This window comes from Parasutterella sp. St.1A3, assembly GCF_059728705.1.
On the sequence record NZ_BAAGFK010000001.1, the window covers coordinates 1,626,584 to 1,645,615 of the forward strand.

20 protein-coding genes are annotated in these 19,032 nt (G+C 48.2%); 6 read left to right on the forward strand and 14 right to left on the reverse strand.

The genetic code is table 11. The annotated features are described in order from the left end of the window. Nucleotides 1–208: 208 nt before the first annotated feature. Together AC6I1F_RS07570 and AC6I1F_RS07575 are read right to left on the reverse strand one after the other, a co-directional pair. Nucleotides 209–949 (reverse strand): hypothetical protein, encoded by a 741-nt coding sequence (locus tag AC6I1F_RS07570; protein WP_497801712.1) that lies wholly within the window; start codon nt 947–949, stop codon nt 209–211. Further along, a complete protein-coding gene (locus AC6I1F_RS07575) occupies nt 946–2,814 on the reverse strand; it encodes a phosphoethanolamine transferase family protein (protein WP_289163304.1) in 1,869 nt (622 codons plus the stop codon). The genes AC6I1F_RS07570 and AC6I1F_RS07575 overlap by 4 nt, the downstream gene beginning before the upstream one ends. A gap of 220 nt (nt 2,815–3,034) precedes the next feature. Here AC6I1F_RS07575 and cuyB point away from each other — a divergent pair, with 220 nt between their 5' ends. Further along, nucleotides 3,035–4,498 carry a cysteate racemase gene (gene cuyB, locus AC6I1F_RS07580; RefSeq protein WP_289163303.1) on the forward strand — a complete coding sequence of 488 codons (1,464 nt, stop codon included), beginning with the start codon at nt 3,035–3,037 and terminating at the stop codon, nt 4,496–4,498. Nucleotides 4,499–4,551: 53 nt separating this feature from the next. Beyond that, nucleotides 4,552–5,472, forward strand: coding sequence for an NAD(P)-dependent oxidoreductase (locus AC6I1F_RS07585; protein ID WP_497801713.1), 921 nt, complete (start codon nt 4,552–4,554; stop codon nt 5,470–5,472). A 30-nt stretch (nt 5,473–5,502) separates the two neighbouring features. On the opposite strand, the gene orn is transcribed toward AC6I1F_RS07585, so the two are convergent. Together orn and AC6I1F_RS07595 are read right to left on the reverse strand one after the other, a co-directional pair. After that, nucleotides 5,503–6,081: an oligoribonuclease gene (gene orn, locus AC6I1F_RS07590; protein ID WP_160334670.1), complete on the reverse strand. Its 579-nt coding sequence runs from the start codon at nt 6,079–6,081 to the stop codon at nt 5,503–5,505. A 67-nt stretch (nt 6,082–6,148) separates the two neighbouring features. After that, nucleotides 6,149–6,598 (reverse strand): hypothetical protein, encoded by a 450-nt coding sequence (locus AC6I1F_RS07595; RefSeq protein WP_160334671.1) that lies wholly within the window; start codon nt 6,596–6,598, stop codon nt 6,149–6,151. 166 nt (nt 6,599–6,764) lie between these two features. Between AC6I1F_RS07595 and AC6I1F_RS07600 the strand changes: the two genes are divergently transcribed. From AC6I1F_RS07600 to AC6I1F_RS07610, 3 genes are all read left to right on the forward strand, one after another. Beyond that, nucleotides 6,765–8,045 carry a M48 family metallopeptidase gene (locus AC6I1F_RS07600; RefSeq protein ID WP_160334672.1) on the forward strand — a complete coding sequence of 427 codons (1,281 nt, stop codon included), beginning with the start codon at nt 6,765–6,767 and terminating at the stop codon, nt 8,043–8,045. A 13-nt stretch (nt 8,046–8,058) separates the two neighbouring features. After that, nucleotides 8,059–8,967 (forward strand): ribosome small subunit-dependent GTPase A, encoded by a 909-nt coding sequence (gene rsgA / locus AC6I1F_RS07605; protein WP_160334673.1) that lies wholly within the window; start codon nt 8,059–8,061, stop codon nt 8,965–8,967. 603 nt (nt 8,968–9,570) lie between these two features. After that, complete coding sequence (locus tag AC6I1F_RS07610; protein WP_160334674.1) at nt 9,571–10,089, forward strand: Crp/Fnr family transcriptional regulator; 519 nt, start codon at nt 9,571–9,573, stop codon at nt 10,087–10,089. Between the two features lie 158 nt (nt 10,090–10,247). Here the strand turns inward: AC6I1F_RS07610 and rplS are convergent, their stop codons facing one another. From rplS to AC6I1F_RS07640, 6 genes are all read right to left on the reverse strand, one after another. Further along, a complete protein-coding gene (gene rplS, locus AC6I1F_RS07615; RefSeq protein WP_160334675.1) occupies nt 10,248–10,616 on the reverse strand; it encodes a 50S ribosomal protein L19 in 369 nt (122 codons plus the stop codon). Nucleotides 10,617–10,680: 64 nt separating this feature from the next. Continuing rightward, nucleotides 10,681–11,439: a tRNA (guanosine(37)-N1)-methyltransferase TrmD gene (gene trmD, locus AC6I1F_RS07620; RefSeq protein ID WP_160334676.1), complete on the reverse strand. Its 759-nt coding sequence runs from the start codon at nt 11,437–11,439 to the stop codon at nt 10,681–10,683. A gap of 7 nt (nt 11,440–11,446) precedes the next feature. Next, the gene (gene rimM / locus AC6I1F_RS07625; protein ID WP_160334677.1) at nt 11,447–11,971 is read right to left on the reverse strand and encodes a ribosome maturation factor RimM; all 525 of its coding nucleotides are present in this window, start codon (nt 11,969–11,971) and stop codon (nt 11,447–11,449) included. Nucleotides 11,972–11,986: 15 nt separating this feature from the next. Continuing rightward, nucleotides 11,987–12,247, reverse strand: a complete 261-nt coding sequence (rpsP, locus tag AC6I1F_RS07630; RefSeq protein WP_160334678.1) for a 30S ribosomal protein S16 — start codon at nt 12,245–12,247, stop codon at nt 11,987–11,989. A 189-nt stretch (nt 12,248–12,436) separates the two neighbouring features. Continuing rightward, on the reverse strand, nt 12,437–13,366 hold the full coding sequence (locus AC6I1F_RS07635; RefSeq protein ID WP_160334679.1) for an electron transfer flavoprotein subunit alpha/FixB family protein: 930 nt from the start codon (nt 13,364–13,366) through the stop codon (nt 12,437–12,439). 12 nt (nt 13,367–13,378) lie between these two features. After that, nucleotides 13,379–14,131 (reverse strand): electron transfer flavoprotein subunit beta/FixA family protein, encoded by a 753-nt coding sequence (locus tag AC6I1F_RS07640; RefSeq protein ID WP_160334680.1) that lies wholly within the window; start codon nt 14,129–14,131, stop codon nt 13,379–13,381. Between the two features lie 194 nt (nt 14,132–14,325). On the opposite strand from AC6I1F_RS07640, the gene AC6I1F_RS07645 reads away from it, so the two are divergent. Continuing rightward, nucleotides 14,326–15,843: an FAD-dependent oxidoreductase gene (locus AC6I1F_RS07645; RefSeq protein ID WP_160334681.1), complete on the forward strand. Its 1,518-nt coding sequence runs from the start codon at nt 14,326–14,328 to the stop codon at nt 15,841–15,843. A gap of 67 nt (nt 15,844–15,910) precedes the next feature. Here the strand turns inward: AC6I1F_RS07645 and AC6I1F_RS07650 are convergent, their stop codons facing one another. From AC6I1F_RS07650 to AC6I1F_RS07665, 4 genes are all read right to left on the reverse strand, one after another. Continuing rightward, entirely contained in the window at nt 15,911–16,258 is a 348-nt protein-coding gene (locus tag AC6I1F_RS07650) for a DUF805 domain-containing protein (RefSeq protein ID WP_160334682.1), read from the reverse strand. A 73-nt stretch (nt 16,259–16,331) separates the two neighbouring features. Next, nucleotides 16,332–16,757 carry a hypothetical protein gene (locus tag AC6I1F_RS07655; protein WP_160334683.1) on the reverse strand — a complete coding sequence of 142 codons (426 nt, stop codon included), beginning with the start codon at nt 16,755–16,757 and terminating at the stop codon, nt 16,332–16,334. Nucleotides 16,758–16,844: 87 nt separating this feature from the next. Then, on the reverse strand, nt 16,845–18,515 hold the full coding sequence (locus tag AC6I1F_RS07660; protein WP_160334684.1) for a putative transporter: 1,671 nt from the start codon (nt 18,513–18,515) through the stop codon (nt 16,845–16,847). Nucleotides 18,516–18,612: 97 nt separating this feature from the next. Beyond that, nucleotides 18,613–19,023 carry a YqaA family protein gene (locus AC6I1F_RS07665; RefSeq protein ID WP_160334685.1) on the reverse strand — a complete coding sequence of 137 codons (411 nt, stop codon included), beginning with the start codon at nt 19,021–19,023 and terminating at the stop codon, nt 18,613–18,615. Nucleotides 19,024–19,032 lie beyond the last annotated feature (9 nt).

The following is a 19,032-nucleotide window of genomic DNA, read 5'->3' on the forward strand; positions in this document are numbered from 1 at the left end:
AGAAGAATAATCATGAAAAACAACTTAATGTCGCTTTTCCAATACGACATTCACGCGTTACTCCTCATTAGACTCAATTTCTCGAGTAGAAATACGGCAGAAAAGGATCGATGGGCATCTTACAACTTATGAAAAATACCTCCGACACTTATTGGGGAGAAAACAACCTAGATGCTATTTGGATCCGGCACCTTGATGCTTCTTTTATTCACCTGTGAAAATGTCCTCTTTCCTTAACGAGAATAACTTCAACATCCTTATTTTTCACAGCATCCTGGTACATTTTTTTGTTGTTCACCTTGTACCAAGGTTCCCAGTAATACCAAACTAAATACTTCTTATTCTTCAGAAGGTCATTCTTTTTAACAAGCTCATACATATGACCGTCCATAGAAAGGTATTTGCAGTTTGATTTATATGCTTCATAAATTTGTGTTTTTACATCTTCCTGGCGCTTTCCTTCACCGATCAGATAAAAAGCTGTTTTCCATCCTTTTGAAGCAAAGAAATTAAGACATGGAACGCAATGGCTCTCCACAATGCATTTATTCTTATCAATACCAGCCTCCTTGACAATTTTTGAAAGGTCTTCCTCTGCGTTAAAGCTATTTGCTTCAGTTAAATTCTTAACATCAAACCAAGCTCCCTTTGATGGCTTAAGAAACTTCAGCGTTTCAGATAAAGGAACTTGACCATCTCCTGCATCATGAGAGTTATTGAAAATTCTGTCTTTCTCGTTGTAGAGCGCATCCATTTCGAAACCGCTGTATTTCTCCGCAAACTCTTTCATTTTTAAGGGAGAGTTCACACGATGCAGCCAAAATTTTTCAGGAATATCCTGAAATTTGCCTACCAGCCATAAATAATAAGAATTGCGCAACGCAACAAAAGCAAGAGCAAGAACTAGCAGAATCGCTATGACTCCTAAGGTAATTTTCCCTTTCCTCATTCTTTTCTCTCCTCAAAAGATTTCCTGCCGTGCAGTGTCTTCAATTCATTCATAGTGCGTCCGTAGCTTTCGGAGGAAATATCATTGTTGTCATTTTTGAATTTGCTTTCAATGCCTAGAACGCTCGACATCGTGTCAAACAGCATGTCATTAGTGAACGGCTTATCTGAATTCTTTTTCAGATTCCTAACAACAGACGAGTGATCCTTCGCATATTTGTCAGAGAAGACCATCCAGAAAGGAATTTCCGTTAAATCCCAGCCAAATTGACTGCTGTCATGAGATACTCCCCTATCAACGCCTTCTGAGTGATCTGCTACATATGTCAAAGACATAAAGTTAGGTTGTTTTTTAGCCCATTCATAAATATCTTTTACTACAGCATCGTTATAAAGCATACTGTTGTCGTACTTATCAATTGAAGTTCGACCAAATTTCTTAAAGGAGCCCGGGTATCTTTCTTCATAAACTGTATGGTTGCCCATTAGATGAAGAACAATCAAAATACGGTCGCTATTGCTGTGCAGATTTTTGAGACTGTTGACCAATTCTCCGTCGTAAAAGGTAGTACCTGTATCCGTGCCAAAGTTCGTATTAATGAACATCTGATGATCCGCCGTCGAGGCTATAAGCGTGACAGGCGTATCCCAAGCCGACAGCTTGACTTGATTACTTATCCAATAGGTTTCGTATCCTGACGCATTTGCCAATTCAATTAACGAAGGACAATCCTGAAGAAGATTGTCATCGTATTGAGACTTAGAGGTCAGAGCATACGTTAAAGCCGGAACGGTATGGGTGTGATTGGAATATGCGTTAGAAAAGATAACCGCATTCGGATCATTCTTCATTTTCGATAGCCACGGTGTCGTCTCTCGCTTATACCCGTAAGCGGACATGTGATTTCTGTTCTGAGACTCTCCTATCACCAGGATGTATAAACCTTTATATCCGTCTTTCTCTATAGCGAGTGTTCCAAATTTGTGAATCCTCTCAAGAGAGGCATCTTTAAAGTCTTTATATAGTTTCAAGCCTTCAGCTAAACCTATAAAGGGTTTAGTGATTAGATTGTGACTAGTTTTACTAATCAAAATGGAAGAAATAACAATCGCAAGCAGCGAGATAAATGCAGTACCAAAGAGCCTAATCCTTAGTTTCTTTGCATCAGTATACGACCTTGTTTCCTTATTTGTAGTCCCATGATCTGTCTGCTGTGTCACTACTGATTTAGCAAGAAAAATAACTAAACAGAAAATGAAAAGAGCGGCAACGACAAAAAGCAGCGACGAACCGACAGTCATATTCTCTTTTAAATACGCAAAAGCCTCATTGTTGTTTGTCTGGGCGATTGCAAGCAAAGTATCTGCAGATAATACGGAACCGGAGACTAAGTAATAAGAGAAAAAAGACAAGCTGAGAAAGGCCGGAATAGCCATGCATAAGAAGACAAGAAACGCACTCAATACTCGGGCAGCATTGTCGTTACCGATCTTTGAAAAGCAACCCCCGGCAACATAAGGTATTAGCGCGAGAACAACTGAAATCCCGGCGAGCCAGTAAATAGCTGTTGTTAGCGGTCGAGCAGATATCGAGCCGGCAACAAAAATTTGAATGATGACCGGTATCAAACCTAAGAGCAGGGACAGATAGAAGAGCGGCTTCAGGCGATAACGCCGGAGTAAAGCGGACTCAATAGACGTTATGAGACCACTGAAGCAAAAGAGGGAAATCAGCGCAAGGATAAAAAATTTAAACAGTCCAATACCAAGGGAGGACTGAGACACTGTCTCTAAACCAAAGATAGGAATAAAAAGAACTAAGAGCGCCCACAGTACACTTGAAAGAATCGTTTTTAGTACAGACATAAATTTTTATTTAGTATTAGTAGGTAAGCCTATTTTTAGGCAAACGCATTAGACGTCATAATTATAAATACGCGATTCAAATTGAACCGTTTTTGATTCCCCTCTTTTTACTGGAGAAATCTGCTGAGAAAAAATCAAGAACGTCATTGCTGTTTCTGGCCATTGCATGTGTTATTGCGTCTATACTTCCTCTATCTACATTCCCCGGATCGATAAAACTATGTCAGCCAAAGATCAGACAATCATCGGACTTTGCCAAGTCGGTTCCCCTGCCCCCTTTGTTAAAGCCCTGAAAGAAAAAATCGCGAATACCTACTTACCCGACGGTACAAAAGCCATCGTCAAAACCGTCGATTTTGAGTGGCAGAGCCCAAATAGCGATGCTTCTAAACTCGTACGCGACGGAGATTTCAAGATCCGCGCCTTCGAAGAAGTCAGCCGACTGAGAGCCGCTGGTGCTAAGGTCGCCGCTGTGACAAACTGCCGCACTCTCGGTTTTAAAAATGAGCTTCAGGAAGAAATCACAACACCGATTACTGACTTCCCCACTGCATGCGCGCATGCCGTCTCTGAGAACCCGAATTTAAAACTCGGCTATTTGGGAAGCACTTCCGCTCCGAAGGCAGCTGCGATCAAAGAAGCGGTTGAAAAAGTCTTCAAGCCGCAGTGGGTTGATCTTGACAAGTCTTTCGACCGGATCGTTGAAGAAATCCAGGAACTGCTCCATAAAGGCAAATCTTCCGATGAAAAGGAAGCACTCGATAAACTCGCCATGCTCTGCTCCGAGTTAGTCAGAGGCGGCGCAGAAAAAATCCTTCCGACCTGTGGCCTTCAGGCACTTCTCTCGGAAGCTTTAAACGCCAAAGGCTATCCGGTTATCGATGTCGTCAAAGCCTTCGCGGATTATCTCTGCTTCACCGAGTGGCACAACCTTCCGAAACCCTTCAAGATCGGTATTGTGGGCGGCCTCGGACCGGCTGCGACTGTTGACCTGTACGATAAAATTACGCGCTTTACACCGGCTAAAACCGATCAAAAGCATATTAAAGTCGCGGTTGAGCAGAACCCTCAGGTTCCTGACCGCACGAAATACCTGCTCGAAGGCGGTGTTGACCCGACACTTGCCTTATACCAGGCCTGTAAACGACTGGAAAACGATGACGTCGACGCCATCGTGATCGCCTGCAACACTGCCCACGCTTACTTCGAAACCATCCTTCCTCATTTGTCCGTCCCGCTCATCAATATGCAGCAGGTCACACTCGAAGAGATTATCGAGAAGTACGGTAAAAACGCAGTGGTCGGCCTTATGGCCACCGACGGCACCATCCAAACCGGAATTTATTCTAATAAGGCTAAGAGCATGAATCTTTCCATGGTCACGCCGGATAAGGAATATCAGGCGCTTGTCATGGAAGCGATTTACGGTGAGCTCGGCGCGAAAGCCGGTTACACCGAAGGACACTGCAAAGAGGTTCTTCTGAAGGCAGCCCGCCACCTCGCTAAGGAAAAAGGTGCGACTGTTCTCGTACTCGGCTGTACGGAACTCCCTCTGATTCTTGATGAGACAGACAATCTCGATCTCGGCGACTGCAGCGCGGCTGTTATTGACCCGACATCTTCTCTCTCCCGAAGAGTTGTGAAGGTTGCCGAAGAGATCATTAAGATCCGAGGACGCCGCTAGAGTTTTTAATTTTCCCGCCTTTATCGGCGGGATTTTTATGGAGTAAGCAAGCTATGAACTTCTTCCCTAAAACAGATTACACACCGATTCCGGCAGGAACTAAAACCGCTTTTATCGGTCTCGGTGTCATGGGAAGCCCGATGGCCGCGCATTTAAAAGAGGCCGGATGCGAGATGACGGTCTACAATCGAACCACGTCAAAAGCAAAAAACTGGACTGAAACCTTCGGCGGAAAATATGCCTTAACACCCGCAGAGGCGACTAAAGACGCGGACATCGTTTTTACATGCGTCGGCAATGATGAAGACCTTAGAAGCGTACTTTTAGGAGAAAACGGCGCATTTTCCGGGATGAAGAAAGGAGCTGTTCTTTGGGATGCAACTACCGACTCTGCAGAAGTAGCCCAGGAAATGTACGCCAAAGCTCAGCAACTCGGCCTGAGTTTTGTAGACGCTCCGGTTTCCGGAGGACAGGCAGGTGCGGAAAACGGCGTTCTGACTGTTATGTGCGGCGGTGACGAAGATGTTATCGAGCGCTGCACGCCAATCGCATCCGCTTTTGCCTGTTCCGTCAAAAGAATCGGAGATAGCGGCAGCGGCCAGCTTGCCAAGATGTGCAACCAGATTTGCATCGCAGGAATCCTGCAGGGACTCTCTGAAGCGATCGCCTTTGGTAAAACCGCGAACCTGAATATGGAACTCGTTTTGGAAGTTATCGGCAAAGGCGCCGCAGGTTCCTGGCAAATGAACGGCAGAGGAAAATCTATGATTGAGAACCAATTTAATTTTGGTTTTGCCGTGGATTGGATGCGCAAGGATTTAGGCATTGCGCTCAGTCAGGCTCGACGCAGCGGTGCGTCGCTTCCGCTTACCGCGCTGGTGGATCAGTTCTATGGTGACATTCAGAACATGGGCGGCGGAAGATTAGATACGTCAAGCCTCATTCTGCGACTAAATCAAAAGCCGAAGCAATAAACAACAGAGCCCGCAAATGCGGGCCCGTCCCTAAATCTTCATCACTTCCTGCCGATAAAACCTCAACTCTTCAATCGAATCGTAGATGTCTGACAAAGCCTCATGTTTGGAAGTCTTCTGATACTTTTTACCCACTTCCGGAGCCCAGCGCTTAACACATTCCTTAAAGGAAGAGACATCCAGATTGCGGTAGTGAAGAAACTGCTCCAAATCCGGCATCCATCTCGCCATAAATCTTCTGTCCTGACCAATGGAATTCCCACAAAGCGGACTCTTGCCTGCCGGTACATATTGAGAGAAGAAATCAATATAAATTTTCGCGGCTTCGGCTTCACCAACCGTGCTCTTCAGCACGCGATCAACTAATCCGCTTCTTGTATGTGTCGCTGTGTTCCACGAGTCCATCGTATCGAGAACGGCTTTATCCTGATGAATCGCAATAACTGGACCCTCTGCGATCACATTCAGCTGCGGATCCGTGATGATCGCGGCCAGCTCAATAATACGGTTAATCTGAGGCTCCAGGCCTGTCATTTCCAGATCCATCCAGATTAAATTCTGTTCATTAAAAAGCGGGCTTCTCTCGCTTTTAAATTCATTGACTGACATTCCAAAATTCTCACAAAACGAATGGACGCATTTTAATGCATCGAATTATGCGCTTGCTTGATCGCGCTTAATCATCGTCATGCTTGTGATGTTTTTTCCATTTTTTATGCTTATGAAAATCATGCCCATGATGATGATCATCATGGTCAAAATGCGGGCGGTGATGTGGATGGTGGTGTTTCACGTAATGCTTATCGTACCAAGGGCGTTGGACGAAATACACAGGTCTTGAACACGCATCGTAGCGGTCGCAATACCTATCCCAATGTTTTCTGTGTTCCAAAGGAACAGTAAGATAAATCGGACCGACACCCGGAATTGCCGTCCCTACTGCAATAACCGGATTACTGTTAAAAACCTGAGGCACGACACCCTGAATTGGAAGAATCCCATAATATCCCGGGGCTCCGACACCGACATTTACATCAAGATGAATACCGGCTTGTGCGATAGGTGATGAAAAATGAAGTACACAAACTGATAAACAGCATGCGCTTAAAATTTTTCTGAAATTCATAGGAAGCTCCTTCCATGTCTTTTCGTTTTAAGTATAGAGATTCCGTCTGTCACTGCTTTTTGCTCAAACCACTCTGAGCGTTTTAGCGATTAATAATCCTGCAGCTGTCCGTTTCTCTGCAAAATGCGCTATCTTTGCTCTTACATCGGACTATAAATATCCAAAAATGAACTATTCCTCTGCTTTTGAAACTCTTTTTCTTTTCTTCCTTTTCGGTGGCTTCGCGCTTAAATATTATTTGGACTGTCGTGAAATTCGATGTATCCGAGAGAATCGCGGAAAAGTCCCGGAGGCCTTTGCAGAAAAAATAACGCTGGAAGCTCATCAGAAAGCGGCGGATTACTCAATTGAAAATGTCCGCTTCGGAGAACTCTCCAGACTGGTTTCTCTAGGGCTAACGCTGATACTTACCGTGGGCGGGCTGCTCCAAATTATTTATCTCATGACAACCGGCTGGCTTGGCAACACCATTCTCGCTCAGGTCGTCATCATCCTTCTGATCGGCTTTATCTCCGGCCTCATTGATCTTCCCTTCAGCTGGTACCAGACCTTCAAGATTGAAGCAAAGTACGGTTTCAACACCACAACGCCGGCAAGATTTATCAAGGACACACTGATGTCAGCTGCGCTCAGCATTGTGCTTGGCGTGCCCATTGTTTCGCTGATTCTCTGGCTCTGGAATGTCTCCGGCCCCTACTGGTGGGTTTGGGCCTGGGCCGCTTACATGCTTTTCAATGTCATTATTCTTTGGCTGTATCCGGCTGTGATCGCACCGCTCTTTAATAAATTCTCTCCGCTTCCCGATGGTGAGCTCAAAGACAGACTCGAATCCCTGCTCTCCAGAATCGGTTTCTCGTCCCGCGGGCTTTACAGCATGGATGCCTCCAAGCGCAGCGCTAAGGGCAACGCCTACATGACCGGCTTTGGAAAGAACAAACGCATCGTTCTTTTTGACACGCTCATGAATAAACTCACACCTGAGGAAACAGAAACGGTGCTTGCGCACGAACTCGGACACTACAAGCTCAATCACATTTATAAGATGCTCGCCTTCTCCTGCGTTTTCTCCCTGCTCTTCTTTTGGCTTCTGAGCGTTCTTGCTGACTGTCAATGGTTCTATGAAGGACTCGGTGTCAACCTGATTCAAGGCGCAAGTCACGGAACCGCGCTTGTGCTCTTCTCCATCGCAGTACCTGTCTTCATGTTTCCTCTTGCTCCGCTCAGCAGTTACTTCTCACGCAAGCATGAATTTGAAGCAGACGCCTTTGCCGTCAAATATTCCAACGGACATGCCCTCATTAGTGCATTGGTTAAGCTTTTTTCTGACAATGCGTCTACGCTGACGCCTGATCCGGTTTATTCGGCCTTTTATTCTTCGCACCCGGACGCGGCAATCCGCATTCAGGCGATCGAAGAAGCCGAAAAAGCCAAAGCTGCGTCTCATTAAGGTGTTCTAGATAATGGCTGAATCTGTTCGGTTTAATGCTCGTGTGGTGTCCACCCACGGCAAACATAGTTTTGTGGAAAAAAACGACGGCACGGTACTCGAAGCCACGCGTAAAGGCAAAAAAGGCGATGTGGTGGTCGGAGATATTGCGCAGTGCCTGCAGACTTCACCGACGCAGGTTTCCGTTGAAAAGATTGAACCGAGAAAATCACTTCTTTATCGAAGCGACGATCTGCGCACGAAACCGCTGGCAGCCAACATAGATCAGGTTGCGGTCGTCTTTGCCACACGACCGAGTTACAACCCGCACTTTATTTGGAAGGCGCTCCTTGCGGCTGAAACGGCGGACATTCCGACCGTGATTATCCGCAATAAATGCGACTACATACAGGATGAAGCTGCAGTGCGCCCCTTTATCGATCAGCTTAAAGAACTCGGAGCCGAGGTTGTTGAAGTCTCCGCGACCAAAGATCCGGAAAAAACCAGGGAAATCTTAGAGCCGATCTTTAGGGATAAGATCACGCTTCTGATCGGACAGTCCGGCATGGGTAAATCCACAATCCTTAATCTTCTGATTCCGGGCGCAGCGCAGAGAACTCAGGAATACTCCGTCGCGCTCGATCTTGGCAAGCAGACGACTACCGCCGCGCGCTGGTTTAACTTCGAGGGCGGTGCGCTCGTTGACTCACCGGGGTTTCAAGAGTTCGGCCTGTCTCACCTGACACTGAACGATATTATGCGCGGCATGCCGGAAATTCGTGATCGTGTGGAACATTGCCGCTTTACGAACTGTCGTCACCTGCAGGAGCCTGGCTGCGCGGTGAAGAAGGCGGTTGAAGACGGAGAAATCGATCCCGAGCGCTACGCCTTCTATAAGGAACTCGCGGAAGAGGCGATTGCCAGAGAAAGCGGCAGATACTAAGACAGCGTTTTAACACCGTCCGACGGAATCGTCGGGCGGTATTTTTTTATCATATAACGCATTCACGTGATCTATAAACTCGTCTGACTTAGAAAAATTAGAGAGAAATCCGTTCTCGATTAAATAAGAAAATTGATTGTCAAGGATCAAACCGCCCAATAAATGTTCGTACAAATGAAATCAATTCCTGCCAAAGAGCTCAGGACAATTCTCTTCATATGCTAACCGTAATCTTTGGGAATCACTGAACCGCAGCTCTTACCATTTTGGTGCGTCACAACATTTTGGGTTTATCAATTCTTCGCTGACTAATCGCCTTAATGAGTAATTTACAATTAATTACATATATTTTTAAAGCAACTCAACTTATTTAAGTAGTAACCCGAAGTGCCTGTCAATCAAGGGATTAGAGGAAATACCTAGGTTTAAAAACCTAGAAAATCCTATAGATTTTCTTCAAAATAGCGTGTTCTAGTTATCTTGTAATTAGTGTAATCACTTGCTCATTACGGGATTTCCCGATATTATGTTCTCAACTTAGATGGAAACAAAAAAGAATTTCATCAAAGGTCGAGGTTAAAAAATTACATAGGAGTGATAAAGATGTTAAGAACACGCCGCACACCCAAAGACAGAGCTGCTTTCCCCACTGAACTCCCTACAGGACTTCATATTCCGGCCGGTGTCTCTCCTGAAGTTTATGCTTCTCATCGCGATATTCTCTCAGTACTGCTGCTTCGTTTCATGACAAGCAGACTTCGCGCCATGTACCAGGCCTATGACGGTGACCTGACACTTTGTTTGGTCCTCGGTGAAATCGCTTCGCGCAATACCGAACGTTTCTATGACGAGCGCCGCGGTTATATGCCGGCTGACGCACACGGTCAGAGACAGCTGCTTCCGTGCAACGCACTCTCTATTTCGGACGTGACCGGTATTCCTCGCGAAACCGTTCGCCGCAAACTCGCAAAACTCGTCGAACTTGGCTGGATCGAGAAGACACCCGAAGACATGTACGTCATCACCGATAAGATCGGCACCGTCTTTGCCGCATTCGATGACAGCCAGACATATGATCTGATGAAGACCAGCGAAAGAATCTCTAATGTACTGCGCAGCTAACCGAAAGACACTGCCTTACAGATTATCCAAGGCTTGAAATACTTAGACCGCCCGATCGGCGGTCTTTTTTTATCTCTTCCGGACAAAGAAAAAGCCCGGATGCGCTCCGAGCTCTTTCTCGGTCCCCCGCTTTAGGAAGGACCGCCCATATCCTAAGATTAGGCCTTGCGAACCAGTTTTTCTTTGATTCGGGCAGCCTTACCGGACAGATTGCGCAGGTAGTAAAGCTTAGCGCGGCGAACATCGCCGTGACGCTTAACTTCGATGCTGGCAATCATCGGAGAATACAGCTGGAAAGTACGTTCAACGCCTTCGCCGCTGGAAATCTTACGAACGGTGAAAGCGGAATTCAGACCGCGGTTGCGCTTAGCGATCACAACGCCTTCAAAGGCCTGTACACGCTTGCGGGAACCTTCAACAACGTTGACGTTAACAACAACGGTGTCGCCGGGGTTGATCTGCGGGAAAGTTTTGCCTTCAGAAAGACGGGCAATCTCTTCCTTTTCAAGTGTTTCAATCAAATTCATTTGTAATCTCCAATGACCATCATCATGCAGATCTTTTCGTCTTAAACTGCCGAGAGGATGGGTTTTAAACCAAGAAGTCCGAAGACTCCGAACTAAGCGTTCTCAGAACTTTCTCATCCTCTTCGGAGAGAAGATTCTTCGAGCGCGCTATTTTAACCAAATCCGGACGGTTTGTGGCGGTTGTTTGTAACGCCATTTTTCTCGTCCAGTCCTGAATATGCTTATGGTGCCCGTTGACCAGCACTTCCGGCACTTTCATCCCTCTCCACTCTTCCGGCCGCGTATAGTGCGGCGCGTCCAAAAGACCTGTGGAGAAAGATTCGTCCGAAGCCGAGAGCTCTTTAATGGCTCCGGGAAGACGCCTCACAACCGCGTCCATCAGAACCATTGCCGCTAGTTCTCCGCCGGAGAGGACATAGTCGCCGATGGAAATAATCTCGTCCACATAAGTGTCGAGAAACCGCTGATCGATGCCTTCATAACGCCCGCAGACAAGAATCATGTCCTCGTCGCTTTCCGCAAGCTCAAGCACTCGCTCATCGCAAAGCGTACGGCCAGAAGGCGCAAATGCGAACACACGTCCCCGGTTTCCGTCTGCGCGGATCGCGTCAATCGTCTGAGCTAAAGGCTCAGCCATCATGACCATGCCGGGGCCGCCCCCGAAGGGACGATCGTCGACAGTGCGGTGCGCATCATGCGTGAATTTGCGCGGATTCCATATCTTGAGCTGCCAAAGGCCAAGCTTTGCAGCCCTCGAAGTAATACCGCACTCGGCAATCAGTGCCGGCATCTGCGGAAAAAGGGTTACGACGTCAATACGCATCGGCCGATCAGCTCCAGGTGGGATCCCAGTCAAGAACAATCTTTCTGTTCTCTAAATCCGCCTCAACAAAGTAGCTGTCCACAAAGGGAATCAAAACAGAACTTCCGTCAGGCTTCTGAACATCCAAAATGTCATGAACGCCGTTGTCGATCAGACCTTTAACCACTCCGATCGTCTCGCCTGCCTTGTTCACCGCTTCACAGCCGATCAGATCCACCCAGTAGAATTCGCCTTCTTCGATCTGCGGAAAATCCTTTCGGTACATGCCGACAGCGCCTCTAAGTTCGGCAGCCTGCTCCGGAGTCTCAATCCCTTCGAGCTTGGCAATGAGACCGGCTCCGTGCACCTTGGCTTTTTCCATGCGAATAGGACGCACACCGCCCTCCCGATCACAGATTAACCAGTTTTCGGAGGACAGAAGCGCCTGAGTGTCCTGAAAAGGCTGAACGCGAACCCAGCCCTTCAAGCCGTAAGCACCATGCAAAACGCCGAGCAGTATAGGCTCGGCGCTGAAATTCTTTTCGTTTGTCACAAACGGTGAGGAAAATTAGGCAGCGGGAGCGGCTGTCTTTTTGAATTCCTTGTAAAGACGGGCAACTGTGTCGCTCATCTTTGCGCCGTTAGCAACCCAAGCGTTGAGGCTGGCTTCGTTGATAGAGAGACGCTGAGCAGCGCCGCTGGCCATCGGGTTGTAGAAACCGATGCGTTCATTGAAACGTCCGTCACGGGGATTGCGGGAGTCGGTCGCGACGATGTTAAAGAAGGGGCGCTTCTTGGAGCCGCCACGAGCCAGACGAATAACGACCATAGTTAAATTACCTCTATAGAAATATATTTTAAAAATGAAAATAGTAGGCGCTATAACGCCTGAAAACACGTGATTCTATCCCATTTTTCCTAATTAAACAATCCACAAGCGATAATTTGTTGCCGAATTGTTACGGAAAAGCGGAAAGCGAAAGAACGCGGCACGCCGCGTCCTTTCCCGGATCACAAATTAAAGCTTCTGTTCCAATTCGCGGACTGTCGCCATGGCGTCAGCCACCAATCCGTAATCAGCTACTTCGAAGATCGGCGCTTCCGGATCCTTGTTGACCGCAACAATGACTTTGGCGTCTTTAATGCCGGCAATGTGCTGGATCGCGCCTGAAATACCGAAACCGATATAAAGGTTCGGCGCAATGATCTTGCCGGTCTGACCGATCTGCCAATCATTGGGCGCAATGCCCGCGTCCACAACCGCGCGCGTTGTGCCGACCGCTGCGCCAAGCTTATCGGCTAAGCGGCCCATTTCTGCGAACTCCGCCTCATCGACCAAGCCTCTGCCGCCCGCAAGCACAATCTTCGCGCTCTGCAGATCGGGACGATCATTCTTAACCTGCTCTTTACGGACGAAAGTCACTTTGATCACAGGAGAAATCGGAACCACACGCTCAATCTGCACTGAAGTTTCACCCTTCTCTGCCGGATCAAAAGCGGTCGCGCGGACAGTAAGAACGACTTTTTCGTCAAGCGTACGAACGGTCTCGATCACGGAGCCTGCGTAGATCGGATGCTTAAACGTTTTGCCGTCAACCACATCGGTCACTTCAGAAATCTGTGCGACATCGAGTTTTGCCGCGACGCGCGGCGCAGCGGCTTTGCCGCTCGGATTGGCGATAAAGAGAATATGGGAATATTCCGAGCTGACTTCTAATACAGAGGCGCTCATGTTTTCTGGAAGTTCTTCGGCAAAATAAGGCGCTTCCGTCAGAAGAACGCGTCTGATGCCTTTAATAGAGCTCGCCTCTTCAAGCACTTTAGACCCGTCCTGTGCCGCGATAAACACATCGATATCTCCGCCGATTTTCTGAGCGGCGGTCACAAGCGAGTAAACCGCAGGATTCAGAGCGACCTGATTGTGATCAGCAATAATTAATACAGACATTGTTTTCGCTCCTTAAAGTACCTTAGCCTCGTTCTTGAGTTTGTCGATCAGTTCATCGACACTGGCAACACGCTGTCCGACTTTTCTTGCGGCAGGAGCCTCATAGCCGACAACTTCAGTGTGCGCACGAAGCTGTACGCCGAGCGAAGCCGCTTCAATGACTTCCTGCGGCTTGCGCTTTGCCTTCATCATCATCGGCAGCGTCACATAACGCGGTGCGTTCAGACGCAGATCCGCGGTCACCACCGCGGGCAGCGTCAGTTCGACGATCTCAAAACCTCCGTCTACTTCACGGGTAACGACAAGGCGGCCTTCTTTCATTTCCGCGCCAGATGCATGCGTACCCTGCGGGTAGCCGCAAAGCGCGGCAACCATCTGACCGACCTGATTCGCATCGTCATCCACGGCCTGCTTGCCGCAGATAATCAAATCAGGAGTCGACTGATTCACATAAGCGGCCAGAATCTTGGCCACATTCAGCGGCTCAAGCTCGTAGGCCTGAGATGTCTGCAAAAGGACTGCTTTGTCGGCGCCCATGGCAAGCGCGACACGAAGCGTTTCTGCGCACTGCGCTTCACCGACGGAGACCGCGATAACTTCATGCGCAATGCCTTTTTCTTTCATCTGAACCGCCTGTTCCAAGGCGATCTCATCAAACGGGTTCATGGATTTCTTGAGCGAACTCACATCAAGCGTGCCGTCCGCACCGAGTTTGACTTTAATGTTCGCATCCACGACCCGTTTTACCGGGACAAGAATCTTCATTTTCTCTTTCTCTGTGCTTTAAGTAACAATACAGGGGATTATAGCCACCGAGGCTTCAAGGATTTCACGCAAAAAACGCTTTTTTTACTCTTACTCGGGAATTTCACGCTGTTCAAATGTGTTAACTGCTTAACGGGGTACGTTTCGCTGATTTGCTAGCATTTTCATAACCTTACAAAGACCAGGAGAATAAGATGTCTCAAATCAAAATTTCCGGATTATGCGCTGCTGTCGTCTTATGTTTCGGCAGTCATTCTTTCGCAGCGGACCAGAATCTGAACACTGACCTTATCGTCGTCGGTGCGGGTTCCGCCGGACTTTCCGCTGCCGTTCAGGGCGCTGAACTCGGTAAAAAAGTGATTCTGCTTGAAAAGAATCCGTATGTCGGCGGCAATTCCCAACACGCCGAAGGCCTTTTTGCCGTGGATTCCGAATGGAACCGTCTTAGAGGCGATCCGCTCACACGTCAGGAAGCCTATCGTCAGTTCATCGAACGCCAAAACCACCTCGTAGACCCGTATAAAAACAAGGATTTCGTTGAAGGGTCCGCTGAAAACATCGAATGGCTCTCCAAGCACGGCATTGAGTTTGAAGTCATTCGCGAAACACCGCTCAAGGACAACACCTGGCACATCATTAAGAACTACAAAGGTGTTAACCACGGTGCCGGTCTTATCAAGGGCATGAAAGATGCCGCCGATAAACTCGGTGTGCAGACCATGCTTGCCACACCTGCCGTCGATCTGATTAAGAAAGACGACAAAGTCGTTGGCGTTATCGCTAAAGACAACAAGGGCAACACTTATCACATTTCCGGCAAAGCGGTCATTCTCGCTTCCGGAAGCTTTGGCGACGATCCGAAGAAAGTTGCCGAATGGGGTCACAGAGACCCTGAAGCATGGAAGAGCTCCGTGCCTATCAACAAGACCGGTGACGGCATTGTCATGGCGATGAAAGCCGGTGCGGAAAGAGGTCCCGTCAGCTTTATCGGTCATCTCGGCACCGAGGGCAAAGGCATCAAGTTCCTCAGCAACCTTTACGGAACATCCTGGCAGCCCTTTAACCTTTGGGTTAATCGTGACGGTCTGCGCTTTACGGATGAATCCCAGTGCAACGCCTTCAGTGAAGCAGCTAACGCGATCTACGCTCAGCCGGGTCACTATGGCTGGTGTATCTTTGACGAAAATACCGTCAAGTACTTAATGGAAAAAGGCGCCTCTTCCGGCATCGGTGTTTTAGTTCCGATCGGAACGAAATACGCCAACCTGCAGAAGGACATCGACGAAGCTCTGGCAGCTGACTCGGACGGATTCAAGAGCGCCTCTACCGTCGCAGGGCTCGCTAAAGCCATCAATGTCCCTGCCGCAGCACTGGAAAAGACGGTTGCCGAATACAACAAGAACTGCGAACTGCAGAGCGATCCGATGTTCCTGAAAGATCGCCGCTACTTAGTTCCGATTGAAGGCAAGAAACTCTATGCGCTGAAACTGAAATCCTACTTCTTCAGCGCCTACGGCGGTCTGATCACCAATCGGGATCATCAGGTCCTCGATAAAGACTCTCGTCCGATCAAAGGTCTTTACGCCGCAGGTCTTGAAGTATCCAACATGGTCGGCCCGACCTACCCGGACTTCTTCTCCGGCCACGCTTTCGGCTTTGCTTCCTACTCCGGACGCCATGCCGCTATCAACGCTGTTAAAGAAATGAAATAAGTTCTCCTAAGAGCGATAAGCCCGCAGCTCATTTAATGATCTGCGGGTTTATTTTTCATTTATCGGTCTAATCGGGATACTTCGAGCCTTTGAAGAGCAGCAGCAAACCGTAGATGAATCCGACAATAGGAATGATGAACAGCACGACCGACCAAGGCGAGTACTGTATGTCTCGGCAGCGCTTAATACAGGCAAAGAGCTGAAGCACTAAAACAATGACCGGAAACCAGCCGATCGCTTTGACATTGACTGTACCCGCTGAAGCGTTATAGACCGAAGAAAAATCAACGAACCAGGACGAGATAAAGCACAGAACCAGCATCGTCAGAAAAAACGACAGTCTGTGTATTCTTCCGTCCGGCAAAAACGGATTGTTATTGACTCTCGGCACTGCCAAATTAAACTGCTGCGACATATTTTCACCTCTGCTTTCGTTTTCAAAGACTGTAGCCCGAAAGGATTGCAAAGGCTGTGAAATAACCTCCAAACTAGGCAGGTTTCGTCAAAAAAATAAACCCGAAGATCGGCAATTGATCTGCGGGCTGATTGGTCTCTGCCGGTTTAATTCGGATAGCGGGGACCTTTAAACAGCAGAATAAGACTGTAAACAAAACCGACGAGCGGAATAAACAGAAGAAGTACGCACCACGGAGAGCTTTTAATACATCTCTGCAGCGTTTGATGCAGGCAAAGATCTGAAGAAGCACGGTACCGAGAGATGCACTAACGGCTGTTTCAAAGACCATAGCGTCCTCTGAAACGACACCCGCCTCAGTCACACCGTAAAAACAACTCGCAATCAGGCTCAGCACCAGCGTCGTCAGAAAAAACGACATTTTGTGAATTCGTCCCTCCGGTAAAAACGGATTGTTATTGACTTTAGGAATGGATTCCTGCTCAAACTGTTCTGACATTTTTTCCTTCGTTCAATTTTTAGAAAACACAAACCGGCAGGAAGTCAATCTTCAAAGACCTGCCGGTTCACGGATCAGCACACTGATTTAAGCGGCCCAAAGAATCATCAGGAGCACCTGACCGGAAATAATTCGCAGGAACATCGCAAGCGGATAGACCGTTGAATAAGAAATCAGCGCGATACTGCGTTCCGAAAGACTCGAAGCAAAGCCAAGCAGTGATGTGTTGGTGGTGCAGCCCGCAAGGAAACCTGCGATGGAATGGAAGTTCATATTCATCTTGGTGCGTGCGATAAAGCCCGCGATCGCAAGCGGAATCACGGTAATCGGAATTCCCAAAAGCACGTACAGATAGCCGCTTCCGTTGATAAAGGCTTCAAAGAAGGGTTTGCCGGAAGCCAAGCCGACGCTCGCCAAAAAGAATGTCTGCCCCCACTGCCTCAGCATCAGATTCGCCGAATGCGTAGTATAAGTCACCAGATGGAACCTCGGACCGTAATAGCCTAAGAGAATCGCGGCGATGAGCGGGCCTCCCGCCAAACCAAGCTTGATCGTCACCGGTATGTACGGAAATGCGATCGGAACAGACCCGAGAAGCACCCCAAAGGCGATCGCCGCAAAGATAGCGATGACATTGGGTTTTTCCAACTGCTTCTCACGATTGCCGACAAGCGCGGCCAAACGACTGATCGCGTTTGCCGGACCGACGCAGATCAGCGTATCTCCGAGCTGCAGACGAAGCGAGTTGTAGGGGAAGAACGTAACGCCTGCGCGAGCGACACGCGTGATATTGACACCGTCAAAACGACTTAAATGCAAATCTTCAATTTGAACACCCTGCATATTCGGTTCCGTCACACGAATGCGCTCGTTTTTGATCGGAGAATGCGCAGTGGCCAAATCCACCTCTTTATCTTCCTCACCGCAGAAAGCACAGACCGCGGTTTTGTGCTCCGCGTTGGAAACAATGCGCAGGCGGTCTCCGACATAAATCAGACTGTCCGCGGTCGGACTGGTGATTGTTCCGTCATGGAGCACTCGGGAACAAATAAAGGGACGTCCGATAATGGCACGGATTTCGCGAAGCGTAATGCCGCTTAAAGCCTTGTTGTTTGCCTTGACATGATAAAAAATCGGGGCGCGGTTCATATTCTGCTGCGCTAAATCCCATTTCTTGTCTTCTTCTGCAAGATCAACATTGAAGAATCGTTTAAGACCCATGATGACCGCCATGGTCGAAAGGATCGCAAACGGATAAGCGCAGGCATATCCGACCGTAATATCGATCTTCGAACCCAAAGACTGCAGGGCTTCCTGCGTCGCGCCGAGACCGGGCGTGCTTGTGACCGCACCGAACATGATGCCGAGCATCTCGGGAAGAGAGACTGCGGGTGCGCAGAGAAAATAAAGAATGACAGTGACCGCTAAGCTCAAACCGACCGCAAGCACCATCAGACCGACGAGTCCCGCGCCGCTGCTCTTAAATGTCGCAAAAAATGACGGCCCAACCTGCAGACCGATAAAGAACACAAACAGAATCAGGCCGAAATTTCTGAAGAAGCCCAGCATAGAGGCATCCACTTCGATGCCAAGCCAGCTCATAATCAGACCGACAAAAAGAACACAGGTCGCGCCGAACGACAACCCGAAAAACTTTAATTTGCCAAGATAAAGACCAAGCGATATCGCAATACTAAAGGCAAGAATACCGTGCGAAAAAGAACCCGATTCGAATAAAAGCGAGCTGAGCCAATTCATTCTTAATATTTGATTTGGAATTTGAGATTGACATCAGATATTAAGCATTAATTAGCGAGGAAAAGAAAATCAAAAAAGGAATAACCCTTAGTCCCGCTTACCCTAATATACCAAGCGTTACGGCCGCGAGAACCCAATACCGAGCCGCTTTGCCGATGAGAATGAGAACGACGGACAGACAGAAATTCACTCTCAGCCAGCCTGCGGCCAAACAAAAGCCGTCCCCCACGATCGGAACCCATGAGAAAAGCAGTGTGATCGGCCCCCACTTTTTAAAGAGTCCTAACGATCTCTCGTCCTGTTTTTTATTGGGAATAAGCCGCCCGATCCCGTAAGTGACAATCGCTCCGAACGTATTGCCGATCGTTGCGGTCAGCACCAGTGAAAAGAGCTTGTCCGAGTATTCTGTCATGCCGTAAACGACGAGCGCTTCGCTGCCTCCGGGCAGCAAAGTCGAAGAAACAAAGGCGCTGCAAAAGAGCGACCATAAGAAGGTCGTATACGACAACAGGAAATC